At 49.6% G+C, this 13,572-nt stretch carries 12 protein-coding genes; 11 read left to right on the top strand and 1 reads right to left on the bottom strand.

Features of this window, described 5'->3' with window-relative positions; genetic code table 11:
* Nucleotides 1–23: 23 nt before the first annotated feature.
* The 11 genes from rpiA (at nt 24) to LACPH_RS12845 (ending at nt 11,079) form a co-directional block, all read left to right on the top strand.
* Entirely contained in the window at nt 24–713 is a 690-nt protein-coding gene (rpiA, locus tag LACPH_RS12895; protein ID WP_010490710.1) for a ribose-5-phosphate isomerase RpiA, read from the top strand.
* A gap of 544 nt (nt 714–1,257) precedes the next feature.
* Nucleotides 1,258–2,436 carry a glycoside hydrolase family 88 protein gene (locus tag LACPH_RS12890; RefSeq protein ID WP_306387048.1) on the top strand — a complete coding sequence of 393 codons (1,179 nt, stop codon included), beginning with the start codon at nt 1,258–1,260 and terminating at the stop codon, nt 2,434–2,436.
* 12 nt (nt 2,437–2,448) lie between these two features.
* Complete coding sequence (locus LACPH_RS12885; protein ID WP_010490713.1) at nt 2,449–2,949, top strand: PTS sugar transporter subunit IIB; 501 nt, start codon at nt 2,449–2,451, stop codon at nt 2,947–2,949.
* Between the two features lie 147 nt (nt 2,950–3,096).
* On the top strand, nt 3,097–3,906 hold the full coding sequence (locus tag LACPH_RS12880) for a PTS mannose/fructose/sorbose/N-acetylgalactosamine transporter subunit IIC (protein WP_070651303.1): 810 nt from the start codon (nt 3,097–3,099) through the stop codon (nt 3,904–3,906).
* Entirely contained in the window at nt 3,896–4,711 is an 816-nt protein-coding gene (locus tag LACPH_RS12875; RefSeq protein WP_010490717.1) for a PTS system mannose/fructose/sorbose family transporter subunit IID, read from the top strand. Before LACPH_RS12880 ends, LACPH_RS12875 begins: the two co-directional genes overlap by 11 nt.
* Nucleotides 4,712–4,795: 84 nt before the next feature.
* Nucleotides 4,796–5,266, top strand: a complete 471-nt coding sequence (locus LACPH_RS12870) for a PTS sugar transporter subunit IIA (protein WP_274785176.1) — start codon at nt 4,796–4,798, stop codon at nt 5,264–5,266.
* On the top strand, nt 5,266–5,616 hold the full coding sequence (gene yajC / locus LACPH_RS12865; RefSeq protein ID WP_274785175.1) for a preprotein translocase subunit YajC: 351 nt from the start codon (nt 5,266–5,268) through the stop codon (nt 5,614–5,616). The genes LACPH_RS12870 and yajC overlap by 1 nt, the downstream gene beginning before the upstream one ends.
* On the top strand, nt 5,552–7,486 hold the full coding sequence (locus tag LACPH_RS12860; protein ID WP_274785174.1) for a heparinase II/III family protein: 1,935 nt from the start codon (nt 5,552–5,554) through the stop codon (nt 7,484–7,486). Before yajC ends, LACPH_RS12860 begins: the two co-directional genes overlap by 65 nt.
* Nucleotides 7,487–7,488: 2 nt before the next feature.
* On the top strand, nt 7,489–8,484 hold the full coding sequence (locus LACPH_RS12855) for a hypothetical protein (RefSeq protein ID WP_274785173.1): 996 nt from the start codon (nt 7,489–7,491) through the stop codon (nt 8,482–8,484).
* Nucleotides 8,485–8,498: 14 nt separating this feature from the next.
* Nucleotides 8,499–10,778 (top strand): right-handed parallel beta-helix repeat-containing protein, encoded by a 2,280-nt coding sequence (locus tag LACPH_RS12850; RefSeq protein ID WP_274785172.1) that lies wholly within the window; start codon nt 8,499–8,501, stop codon nt 10,776–10,778.
* Nucleotides 10,779–10,959: 181 nt separating this feature from the next.
* Complete coding sequence (locus LACPH_RS12845; RefSeq protein ID WP_049169218.1) at nt 10,960–11,079, top strand: putative holin-like toxin; 120 nt, start codon at nt 10,960–10,962, stop codon at nt 11,077–11,079.
* A 510-nt stretch (nt 11,080–11,589) separates the two neighbouring features.
* Here the strand turns inward: LACPH_RS12845 and LACPH_RS12840 are convergent.
* The gene (locus tag LACPH_RS12840) at nt 11,590–13,275 is read right to left on the bottom strand and encodes a glycoside hydrolase family 13 protein (RefSeq protein ID WP_274785171.1); all 1,686 of its coding nucleotides are present in this window, start codon (nt 13,273–13,275) and stop codon (nt 11,590–11,592) included.
* Nucleotides 13,276–13,572: the final 297 nt, after the last annotated feature.

The following is a 13,572-nucleotide window of genomic DNA, read 5'->3' as shown; positions in this document are numbered from 1 at the left end:
TTAAGCGAAAAGGATGGTTGGCCATGGATCAGAACAAGTTGAAGCAGGAGGCTGCTCAAAAGGCAGCTGAGTTTGTTGAAGATGGCATGACGATTGGCTTGGGCACCGGTTCAACGGTGTATTACTTGGTTGAAGCGATTGCGCAGCGGGTCAAGGAAGAGCACCTGAATCTGACCGGTGTTGCGACCAGCGTGCGGACACGCAAGCAAGCTGAGTCGCTCGGCATTCCTATGAAGGATCTGGATGAAGTTGCGCAAATCGATTTAACGATTGACGGCGCCGATGAAGTGGATAAGCATTTTCAAGGCATTAAGGGCGGCGGACGCGCACATTTGATCGAAAAGATTGTGGCGATTAATTCTGCGCGGAATATTTGGATTGTGGACGAGACTAAGTTGGTGGATACGCTGGGCAAGTTCCCGTTGCCGCTTGAAGTCATTCCGTTCGGCAGCGGCAAGTTGTTGCAACGGCTAAAGGATGAAGGCTTGAAGCCGGCGTATCGCCTAAACGACGATGGCACCAAGGCGCTGACGGATTCAAAGAACTACATTATCGACCTGCACCTTGGCCGGATCGAGCATCCGCATTTGCTGGCGGAATGGCTTAACAAACAGGTGGGCGTGGTTGAACACGGCCTGTTCCTTGATCTCGTCAAAACGGTGGTAGTTGGCACGACACATGGTCCGGAAATTCTGGATGCGCACCGCGGCTAATCGTTAGCCAAAGTAAAAAGCTAACAAGTTGAATAATCTGAATAGCGTCAACGCAAAACCCTCAAAGTTGCAACCTGACTTTGAGGGTTTTAGGTTGGCGTTTTTTGCTGGTCTCATCAGCTGTCTAAAGGGCGAACATCGATAACTGACTTAAAAGTGATTATGAATGTTTATATTTGTCGCTTGTAAATCCCTATAAAAATAGCGTTTACAAGCGCTTATTGGTTTTTGAAGCCGTTAATTTGGGGAAAATTGTTCGTAAATGATTTACATTAAAGCGCTTGCATGTTATAGTCTTTTTGGAAATAAAAAGAAAGGACGTTTATTATAAAGAAATAAATGAGCAGTTCAACAATGTCCTTTGTTTTTAACGGCTTTATGAAAATAGTTAAGTTTCCCTATATGACGGGGCACGAGTGCAACAATTGGATTTTTCAGAAAGCCTTTTTGCCTAGAATGTCACAAGATGGAAACATTATTTCCAAAAAGTATACATACCTATCGATTCCAAACGATTCGTAACAAAGCACCAAGGAGGCAAACATTGAAAATTGAAAATTTAACGAATGCCCAGCGATTTTTCAACGCTGGGATTGTCGACAGGCGCATGGTGACCACGGCGTTGGATAATGTCGTTGCGCATCTTGATTTAAACATTAAGGTGTTCGGCGAGAATTTTCCCGAGCCGTCAACGGTCAACAACCGCTATGCACCGATGAAAAACACGGAATGGACCAATGGCTTTTGGACCGGGATGTTGTGGTTAGCTTATGAATACACTGGCGAGCAAAAGTATCGCGCACTGGCCGAGAAGAATGTCGCCAGTTTTGCCGATCGAATTGACCGCAAGATCTCGGTCGATCATCACGATTTAGGCTTTCTGTATTCGCCGTCAGTTGTCAGCGCGTATCGACTAACGAACAGTCAACTGGCAAAAGACACCGGGATTAAAGCGGCGGATCAATTGTTAACCCGATTCCATGAAAAAGGCGGCTTTATCCAAGCCTGGGGTGCAAAAGGCGCTAAAGATGAAAATCGGCTCATCATTGATGCGTTGCTGAACATTCCGTTGCTGTATTGGGCAACGTCTGTGACTGGGGATGCTAAGTATCGGCAAGTTGCCGATCAGCATTATCAAACGGCATTGAAGACGGTGTTTCGTCCGGATGGCTCCACTTTTCATACTTATTTCTTTGACGATGCCGGCAAACCATTGCGCGGGGCGACAAAGCAAGGGTACGCCGACGATTCCGACTGGGCGCGCGGGCAGGCATGGGCGATCTACGGGACGGCCTTGCATTACTATGACACGCATGATGCGGCCGCTTTTGACAGTTTCAAAGCCGTGACCAACTTTTTCCTGAATCGGTTGCCGCAAGATGACGTGCCGTATTGGGATCTGATCTTCCAAGAAGGCAGTGATCAGAGTCGTGATTCTTCTTCGGCGGCGATTGCGGTGTGCGGGTTGCATGAGATGCTGAAATATTTGCCGGAAGCGGATCCGGATAAGCCGGTTTATCGCGCGGCCATGCATGCCCAGCTGAAGTCGCTGATTCAACATTATGCGACGCCGGTGGATGGACAAACCGCAGAACCGCTATTGGTTCACGGGGTCTATTCCTGGCATTCCGGTCATGGCGTGGATGAAGGCAATCTATGGGGCGACTATTTCTACATGGAAGCGTTGATCAGGTTTTATAAAGATTGGCAACTATATTGGTAGGGGGCTTTTAAAATGACGGAACCAAATATTAAGGCAGTACGTCTGGATGAGCGGTTGATTCATGGACAAGGGCGATTGTGGATTTCCAACCTTGGTGTCAACTTGGTGATTGTTGCCAACGACGAGGTTGCGAAAAGCCATATTCAGCAACAGTTGATGTCCTCGTTAATGCCGGAGTCGGTGGGCATTCGTTTCTTTTCACTTCAAGAGACGATCGATAAAATTTTCAAGGCTTCGCCGCGGCAGACGATTTTCATCATTGTGAAAACGGCGCAGGACGCGTTGACGTTGGCGGAAGGCGGCGTGCCGATCAAGGAACTGAATGTGGGTAACATTCATATGAAGGAAGGCAAAACGCGGCTGACGAATTTTATTGCGGTGGATGCTGATGATCTGCACGCTTTGAAGACGTTGCATGAAAAGTATCACGTGGATTTGAACACGCGCACGACGCCACTGGGTAACGATGTTGGGTCGGATTTTGATCTGAATGATTATGTTGCTAAGCACTAACTGACACTAACGATAACGCGTTCACCGGCGCAGAAAACTGCGTGTAAGGATCTTGGTTGCAATGGCCTAAACCCGGGCCATCACGCCCCAGGCCACTTATACTCCGGTTTCTAAGCGCGCCGGTTCACGCTCAAAGGGGAGAAAAGCATGACCTATTCTATAGTTCAAGCGCTCTTGGTGGGTCTCTGGGCGGCATTTTGTTTTGCTGGTCAACAATGGGGCATTTATACCAATCGGGCATTATTTATTTCATTTGGTATCGGATTGATTTTGGGTGATTTACAAACGGCGGTTGTCTTTGGCGCAACGGCTGAACTGGCCTTCATGGGCTTTGGTGTTGGCCCCGGTGGTTCGACACCGCCTAATCCGTTGGGGCCAGGCGTGGTCGGCACGATCATGGCGATTTCGATTCATGGGTTGAAACCAGCTGCGGCATTATCACTGTCTTATCCATTTGCAATTTTGATTCCATTCGTCATTACCTTCATTTTCTCTGTGAATGCCAATAACCTGGCATGGTCACGAAAAGCGATTGAAGAGGGCAAGTATCGGCGGTTCCATTTCTTGGCAAATACGACCTTGTTAGGCTTCATTTTATTCGCCTTTTGCTTCGGTTTTGCCGCGACCTTGAGCACTTCAGCATTGAAGGTGTTCGTTCAGGCGATTCCGCAATGGCTGATCAGTGGCTTGACCGTTGCCGGCGGGTTGCTTCCGGCAGTCGGGTTCGCGTTGATCATGAGCACGATGGTCAAGAAGGAATACATCCCGGCGCTGATTCTGGGTTACGTCTGCGTTGCCTATCTGAAGATGCCGGTCATCGGGTTAGCCTTCGCCGGTGCCGTACTGGCGTTCAACAATTACTACAACGGTCGCCGTGCCGATAAGAAGGATCATGGGACCAACGGCAACGATGACGGCAGTAACCAGGATGAAGGGGGTATTGAAGATGGCATCTAGTCGCAAACCGGTTTTAACCAAAAAAGATTATTTAAACTCCATTCTCCGTTCGTATGTTCTGCAAAATGCCCAAAACTACGGCACCATGCAGGGAACCGGGATGGCTAACAGTATCATGCCGCAGCTGCGGAAAATTTATAAAGACGATGACGCGGAATTTAAACGGGTCACAACGTCTAACTTGGAATTTTATAATACGAATCCGCAACCTTATCCATTTGTGACCAGCATCATGCTGGCCATGTATGACAGCGGTCAGGATGAAGACGATGTCCGGGCGATCAAGTTTGCGTTGATGGGACCTTTAGCCGGGATTGGCGATGCCCTTTCGCAATTCGGGTTGGCGCCATTGTTCAGTTCGATTTTTGCTTCCTTGGCACTTCAAGGGATGACCTGGGCACCGATTCCATTCATTCTCTGCTTGTTCGGAATCACGTTTGGCGTCCGGATGCTGATGGGGTACTTAGGCTGGAAAGTCGGCACGAGCATTATCGATACGTTGTCGGACCGAATGGCAGCCATTGCCGATGTTGCCAGTATGTTGGGCTTGACTGTGATCGCCGGGCTGTCGGTTTCCTTTGTGAAAGTCAACCTGGCATGGCAGTACACGCAGGTCATTAAAGGCAAAACCCAAGTCGTCGCGATTCAGACGATTCTGGACAAGATCATGCCATACATGCTGCCGATTGCACTCACGTATTTTGTTTATTGGCTGATCACCAAGAAAAAATGGACCATTTACAAGATTGTTATTTTGCTTTTTGTCGCCGGGGTACTGCTATCAGTGCTGGGGATCTTAAAGTAATCAGATGATGAATTCGGCCGTCGCAAACTTTTGGCGACGGCTGTTTTAGAAATAAGCATGGTAAAAAATGGAGGATTTGAACACATGAATTATGCAATGGCAGTTGTTGGGCACGGGCGTTATCCAGAAGGGGTATTGTCCGCCTTGAAGTTATTGATTGGAACCACAGACGGCATGACCGCGTTTAACCTGGATGAAACCACGACCCACGAGCAATTCGAACACAAGGTAAAAACATTTCTTGATGAAAATGACCATGCTTTGGTCTTTGCCGACATGACCGGTGGCGCGCCGCATCAAATCGTTGCGCGGCTGATGCTGGAACAAAATCGTCCGCATCAGTACATTATTTCCAGTGCGCCATTGAACTTGATTCTGGATCTATATGCCAAAAACATGGGCGGCTTTGACGATGCTAACGTTGATGAAACACTCCGGCATACCGTTACCTTGTCAAAAGAATTGATTGAAATTTTACCAGACAGGATGAAGACCAACTCTGACGAAGTGCCGGTGCCGGATATTAAGCACGAAGATGAAGGAGATGGCATCTGATGACAATATGGCAAATTGCATTGATTGTTCTGTTAGTCATCGTATGTGCACTATACTTGGTCGCAATTCCGTTGGCTAAGCGGTCGGCGATGCGCAAACAGGCCAAGATGGTTAATCAGATGCACGCGAACCTGAAACCCGGCGATCAGATTCTTTTGATTGATGGGATTGTCGGCAAAATCAAACATTTGAATCAGGAAGACGTTCAAGTTGAAATTGCGGCGAATACCGTGATCACGGTCAAGCGGATGGGGATTGCTGGTGTTGTGAAGGAGGCGGTGACAAGTGACGGACACGAGTTGGACCACGTACATTCAGCAGTTGAGTCAGCAACAGCATCTCACGGATGATGCCCGTAAAAATGCTGACCGGTTATTAAAGAACCAATTTTTATTTGATAGTCCCTATGCGATGGAGCCGACGCAAGTGAGTTACACCATGAATCCGATTACGTGGCAGCAGACGCCAAATGGTGATCCGGAATGGCTTTATATGTTAAAACGCCAAGAGTATTTGCTGGATCTTTTGGAAGCTTATTACGAAACCGGTCGTAGTGACTATCAGGCGAAAATGAAAGCTTTACTGTTCAGTTGGATTGATGAAAATCTGGCGGTGCCGGCCACCTGGCGAACGATTGATACCGGCATTCGGTTGCTGAATTGGACGGCTGTTGTCGCAAACTTGCTGGAAGATCAGCAGTTAAGCCAGGAAGAGCAAGCTCGTATTGAAGAGGTGGTTAATGTTCAGGCGGCGTACTTGCAACAGAACTATACGGAAAAGTTTGATATCAGTAACTGGGGTGTGTTGATTACCACGGGTATCTTGGTATACGCGGCGCGCTTTCCCAAGGTTTTGCCGCCAACGATTGTCCAGTGGGCGCAGCAAAAATTTGAAACCGAACTGGACTTGCAGGTTGATGCGCAAGGAATGCAATGGGAACAGTCGCCGCTTTATCTGCTTGAAGTTTGGCGGAGTACTTTGGCTGTCATTGCGGCGCAACAACGGGCTGGGTTGGCGGTGGCGCCGGTTGTGCTGACAAAAGCCCGTGCCATGCAGCAGATGATCACACAGTATGTGAAGCCGGATTTGTTGCTGTTGCAACAAGGGGATACCGATGCCATTCGGATTGATAGTCTGTACAATGCGTCAGCGGCTATTTTGCAGCAGGCGTCGCCGTTGCAGCAACGGTTAGCGCCGATTGTTGATTTCGGACTTTTGGAACTCGCCCATCAGCAGTGGCAGCTGCCAGCCAAAACTGAAACTAAAACACCGCTGCCGAAGGAGTTCGCCGCGCATACTAGTGGTAATTACTTCTGGCGCTCCGATTGGGGCCAACATGCGGACTACTGGCATGTCTTTAATGGCGATTTAGGCAGCGGTCACGGGCATGCTGCGCTGGGACATGTGGATTTGACGATCGGAGGTCATGATGTGCTCGTTGATCCGGGTCGCTACACCTACGTTGATGGCACGGAGCGGCGGCAGCTCAAGTCGGTGGATGCGCACAATACGGTGATGCTTGACCATCGGGCGTTTAGCTTGCCGAACGATTCGTGGAAGTATCGGTATGTTGCAACACCGTTGAATCATGCGCTAGTGGATTTTACCGGTGGTCAGGCGGTTAAGCTAACGTTTCTTGATCAATCGCAGGTAGTTCCAGCGGTGGTCACGCGCTTGTTTATTAGCTTAAGTCATGAGCGGTTGTGGCTGATTGTTGATATGATTCATCATCCCGGTCAGCATTCCCTCAAGCGTTTTTGGCAAGTGGCGCCGCAGTTAAGCGTGACGCAGCACGACACTGGGTATCAATTAGGCGACGTAGCGAATTTTGCGATGAGTGATGATCAGGTTTGGGCCAGTCAGCAATTATTTTCACCGCGGTACAACACGCTCGAACATTTGACGCGACTGGAAAGTGAAACGATGTTTACCGACTTCACGGTTCAAGCAGGGGTTTTGTCGCCGCAGCAACAGCCGGTGACTGTCACGCCGATCGCGGCACAGCAGTCTGGTGATCGCGATGCCTTGGTACCGCAGCAGTTGGCGGCTGGGTTCCGGGTAGATTTGGATAACGATCGTAATTTTCTGGTGACGTTGCAACCGGAAAATACGATCGTTGGCCGCAAGCTTTACTGGTTTGACGGGACTGAAGCCTATGGCAGTTTGAACATTTTCGAACGGCAGGGGCAACAGGTGGAACAACATTTTCAGGTGCTTTAGCGATGAAAAAGATGAAAGCGAAGCGATGGATGTGGGTGCCGCTTTTTCTACTCGGCATCCTTGCCAGTTTAATCGGCGGCTGCGATGTGCTTAAACCAGCCGACGCGCTATCCGTTGCGGGTACACCGATGTCGGCAAAAGTTTATCGCCTCTTTTTGCAGAATGAAAAAGCGCTGACGGTCAATCGTTATGTGACGAAATATCACGCTAAGTACAACGCACAATTTTGGCAGACCAAGTACGGGCACCAGACGCCACAGCAGGCTGCTCAAGCCCAAGCCATGAATAAACTGAAGCAGTTTGTGATTGAGGATCAGGCATTGGTGAAGGCCAAGCTGCTGACGAAACCGCTGGCGGAGTTTGATGGCTTGAAGAAGACGCAAGGAACCGGTGCCGATCTGACGGGGATGGCGGCAGCGCAGAAACAACATCGCGAGTTGATGCTCAAGCTGCAGGCGCAATACGTCAAGGCGCATCGCAAGTCGGTGACGGGTCAGCGGCAAATTGCTTTTTATCGGCAAAACAAAAGCAGGTACTGGGCGCGGCCTGATCTGATTCATTATGAGACGCTGACTTTTGAGCGCGGGAAGATTGGCAACCTTAGTGAGTTCACGGATTTGATTCAGCGGTTTAATGGGCAGCAAACCGATCTGGCTAGTGTGCAAAAAGCATTTGGTGACGCAGGTTTTCAAGGGCAGCTTGGGCAAAATGACTCGTTGCATGATGCTGACCAATACTATGGTGCTTACTTGCGGGCAACCAACGATCAGACCGGTCATGTCGGACAGATTTTTGCAGCGTGGTTGTCGGATCAAAAAATGAGTTTGGTGCGGGTCACAGCATCAGCGAAAGGTGGTTTTGTTCCTTTTTCCGATGTGAAAGAAGATGTGACGGCTAAGATTTTACAAGCGCAACTGGCAAAGACGTTAGAAAAACGGGCTAAACGAGTCGAGGTGCAAGGCGATCCGGCGCAGCTTGCCAAGGAAACCCTTGCCTGAAATGGAGGGACATCATGAAACGATGGCGGGTGACACAAGGAAAAGTTTGGGTATTTTTGGTGGCGTTGCTGGGGTTGGCGGTGATGATCAACGGGCAGGCGCCGCAACGTTCGTTAGCTGCCGGGCCGCGAACATTTTATGTGGCCAACAACGGCAGTGACAGTCATGACGGGCTATCTGCCGATCAACCGTGGCAATCGCTGGAGAAGGTTGCGGCGACGAAATTTCAACCGGGCGATCGCATTCTTTTTGATGCCAATAGTGTTTGGAATGGCCAGCTGATTCTGGATGGCGCCAAGAACGGCGATGGCACAAGCACAGCGCCGATTACGATTGGCAGTTACAACCAAGGCAGCACAGGCAAAAAGGCGATTATCAATGGTTTAGGGACGACGGCTAACAAAAATCCCTATCACGAGCGCAAGTTGAGTAATCTCAATTTAATGACCGGGACCGTTGAGCTGTGGAATGCGAATCACTGGACAATTTCTGACTTGGAAGTGACGAATACTGCGGGTGATGGCAATCGGCAAGGGATGCGGATTGGCATTTTGGTCGCGTCAGACATTCAGACCGCATATCCGAGAGGGAACGATGCCGCGGCAGTTCAGCAAAAGCTGGCGATTTTTAAAGCATCGCATCGCACGGGGATCACGATTACCAATAACAACGTGCACAACGTCGATGGTGCTTATCAAAGTGACCTGATTCCCGATCAAACCGGGAAAATGGTAGCGGCCGGTAAGAATTCTGGGGGCATTATCATTGTCGGCAATACGGATGTGACTGCAACACATAACGTGATCACTGACGTTGCCAATGAAGGCCTGCGCAACGATGCCAACGCCTCGGTTTTGCCCGGCGGTTGGGATCAATATTCTTTTCAGGCCAGCGCCAAAACCATTTTTAGACATAATTACATCCGCAACAGCGCCGGTGACGGGATTGTCATTAGTTCCAGTGAAAATGGCACTGCCGAGTATAATACGGTGCAGGCTGCCAATAGCATGCCGAACTCCAAAAACGCAGCCGGTGCCAGCAAAAACTTTGCCGGATTGTGGTTCATGGGCGGGGAATACAATTTAGCCCAATATAATGAAGTGTTTGACATTCCCAACCATTACCTCGATGGTGCGGCGTTTGATTTTGACGGGTTTGCATCCAAAGGGGTCTATCAGTACAATTACTCCCACGACAATTCTGGTGGGTTCACGCTATTTATGGGCGACCACCAAACGGACAATGTTTTTCGTTATAACCTCAGTGTGAACGATGTGAAGGACGTGCCATCGCCTGCATTGAATCATCTGATTTTCGTAGTTTCAGGTAAGGCTGATGGCATCGATGGCTTTCCGCTGTTCAACAACAACACGTTTATTGTCGGCAAAGCCGTGAAGAACCTGATGATTTCCAACAATGGCCAGACCGGAATTCGATTCGTTAATAATCTGGTTTACGCACCGGGTGGCAATGTGCCGCGCTTTGTGGTGAACCAAAATGGCACCAAACGACCGGTCTTTACCGAAGGACGCTTGGATCACAACCTGTTTTACCCACAGGCGCTGATGGACGAGAGCCATGCAGGAACCGTTGATGTGAGTGGGAATATTTTTGCGGATCCGCAGTTGGTGGATGCTGGAGCTAAGCCAAGTGGCGTGATTCAGCAGGCGGATGGCACTTTTGATCGCACTGGATTGGCAGCCTTTATTCCGCAAGCCCAATCGCCGGCCGCCAACGCCGGCATCAATGTCGATGAACTGACGCCAGCGGCAGTGAGGGAGAAGTTCCCGATCAGTCAAGACTTTGCCGGCAAGCCGATCAATTTGCAACATCCGACGATCGGCGCCTTTGAAGCAGCAGAGGCAGTTCCGGTGGTGCAAAAAGATAATTTAAAAAAGTTAATCGATCAGGCGCTTGATGCTAAGAAGACCGATCGTTATTCGTTGGCAAGCGTGGTCAAAAAGCAGGCGTTCGATCAGGCGTTACAGGAAGCTCAGCGGATTTTAGCCGATTCGCAGGCCGACCAGTCAGCTGTTGATCAGGCAGTAAAAGCATTGCAAACCGCATTGGATCAGCTTGACGGTCACCAAGCTGCAGAAGCCTCGTCAGCCTCTCAGGAAGTGTCTTCTGGGCAGAAAACCGGGGATGATAAAAAGTCGAAGCAGGATCATGAAGACCAGTCGTTACCGCAAGCTGGCGACTTGATTTTTAAGAGCCTACCGATCATTGGTGGCGTGATCCTCATGAGCGTCGTGATCGGCGGCTTGTATTTTAAGCATGTTAGAGAAAAGTAAAACCGCAAAATTGCGGTGAATAAAAAACGCCTGTAACCTTTATGGCTGTAGGCGTTTTTGCTGTTCATATGATATGATGGCTGTAACAGAGAAGTTAATATGACGGTTTGGCAAATCCAACGTATTGTGAGGTGGTCGCCTATGCGCGATGATCAAAATCTATACGGAAGGAGGTGTCTCGTTGTCCGTTGCTGACGCATTAATGCTGATGCTGACCTTTGCTATGTTCACGCTAGCACTGGCTGCATTCATCATTGATGTTGTGAAAGCGATTTTAGACAATCAAAAAGACCGTCAATAGATTTTTGGCCCGAAGTCTAACGGTCTTTTGATTGTTTTTACTTTAATGCCAGCTGTCTGAAACAACTGACTCTGCCAGAGGAGGAGTGCTGGGCCTAACCAGTGCTCCTCTTCGTGTTTTATTGTAGCATGAAAATTTGGCTAGGCGCAATTATTCTTGACTACACCTTTGACACTTCCGCTCTCCATAACGCATTCGCAGTCGCAGAAATCTACGTGTAAGCGCTCCTGCTCACGCTCACACAAAAACCCGCTGTCTCAGCAAACAGCGGGCTTTGTTATGTATTGGCCGACCGGCTGGGAAACCGGTCGGCGATTTCTACTTTGGAGGAGTAAAAATGAAAAAGTTGGGTTGGGGTTTGTAGGAATGAGTGGGTGGCTCATTTCTATGTTGTTAATACTACCGAGCAGTTGTGACGAAATTGTGACGTTGTTATGTTGTTTATGTTATTCATGTGGGGTGAAAGCGTGACCGCATACGAAGCAACTTGGCGCGCTTATGCTTCTACCTTCAAGATCGTTGCTCGCCCAGATATGCCTTAACTTCATAAGGCCGTAACGTATCACCGGCGTCATCAGCATAATTGCTAATCAACAACTGGGCAGCTTGCGGCTGGCGTTCGGCGATGTTCCGCGTGAGTGTCTGGTCAGTGAAGTTGCTGACAACCAGCAATTCCTGATCAGCGGCGTGCCGTTGATACATATAGACCTCGGCGTCATCTGGATCGAGTAAGGTGTAGTCGCCATAAACGATCAAATCCGGATACTGTTTGCGCAGGCGGTTGAGTTTTTGATAAAAGAAGAAGACCGAGTCTGGATCGGCTAGGGCCGCAGCGGCATTGATTGTGGTGTGATTCGGATTCACTGCCAACCACGGCGTGCCGCGGGTGAACCCGGCTTGCTTTTCAGCCGTCCATTGCATCGGCGTACGGGCATTATCCCGCGAACGGCGGTGGATTCTTTTCAGCATATCGTCCGGTGCTAGGGCATGTTGCTGTTCAACGAGCTCGTGCCAGGCATTCAGTGTGTCAAGGTCGCGATAATCGTGAATGGACGGAAAAGCGACATTGGTCATACCGAGCTCTTCACCTTGATAAATGTATGGGGTGCCTTCGAGAAAATGCAATGTGGCGGCGAGCATTTTGGCGGAACGTACCCGAAAAGCCGGGCGATCATCGCCAAAGCGGGAGACGGCACGGGCTTGATCGTGATTGTCCCAGTAGAGGCTATTCCAGGCTTTCCCATGCAAGGCGGTTTGCCAATCGGACAAGACGCGCTTGAGGTCAGTCAGTTTTGGCCGATGCAACGACCACTTACCGAATTGCGGATCATTATCGAGGCCGACATGTTTGAATTGAAAGACCATCTCCAGTTCGTGGCGGTCAAAACCGGTATACTTGAGTGCCAGTGCCGGCGTGACACCGGGCGCTTCGCCAACCGTCATGAGGTCATACTTGCTCAGCACCTTTTGATTCATCGCCCGTAAATAATCATGCACGTGCGGACCGTTGGCAATCAGACCGAGCGAGTTGCCGTTGGGCTGTTCAAAGAGGTGCGGATCGTCTTCAAATACGTCAGGTTTGGAGATCAGATTAATGACGTCCATCCGAAAACCGTCAATGCCTTGTTGGCACCACCATGTCATCATATTGAACACGGCGTCGCGTACAGCCGGATTTTGCCAGTTGAGGTCCGGCTGTTTGACGGCGAAAAGATGGAGATAATACTGGCCGACTTCCGGCACATAAGTCCATGCTGAGCCACCAAAATCCGCGCGCCAATTGGTCGGGGTATGCCCATCAACCGGATCACGCCAGATATACCAATCGTGGTGGGGATCCGTGTGGCTTTGCTTGGCCGCCTGAAACCAGGGGTGTTCGTCGGAAGTGTGGTTGACAACCAAGTCCATCATAATCTTCAAGCCGCGCGCATGGGCTTCTTTCAGCAACCGCTTAAAGTCCGCCATCGTTCCAAACTCCGGCATGATCTGCTGGTAATCCGCAATGTCGTAACCGTTGTCGGCATTGGGCGATTTGTAAATCGGGTTAAGCCAAATGACATCGGCTCCGAGTTGCTTGATGTAATCCAGATGTTGAATGATTCCCGGCAAATCACCGACGCCATCGCCATTGCTATCCTGAAAACTACGCGGATACACCTGATAAACCACTGCTTCCTGCCACCAACTTTTATGCATTTAAAAAAGCCTCCTGAGCGTGAGCCAGCCCTTACGCCAGCCCCCCACGTAAATATGTTGTCAATTTCAGTATAAAGGTTTCATCCACCAACGCAGGTAAAAATGGTGTAAAACCAGCTGACTCAAGGCAGTTGCACCGCCAGTCCAAATCTTTTCAAAAAAAATCCGGCAAGCAGCTGGTTAAAACCAGTCCTTGCCGGAACGTTACTTTGCTAATTGAGGGGGCATGTGGCGGGGTGTGACTTGACCGGGCTGAAACAAACAGATAAAACAGTCGGCACCGTCTTAATCACAGGT

Origin of the sequence: Lacticaseibacillus parahuelsenbergensis, from assembly GCF_030770265.1 — a bacterium.
In the GTDB taxonomy this organism is placed as follows: Bacteria; Bacillota; Bacilli; order Lactobacillales; family Lactobacillaceae; genus Lacticaseibacillus; species Lacticaseibacillus casei.
The sequence above is the reverse complement of the archived record's forward strand: the minus strand, read 5'-3'. Positions and strand labels throughout refer to the sequence as shown.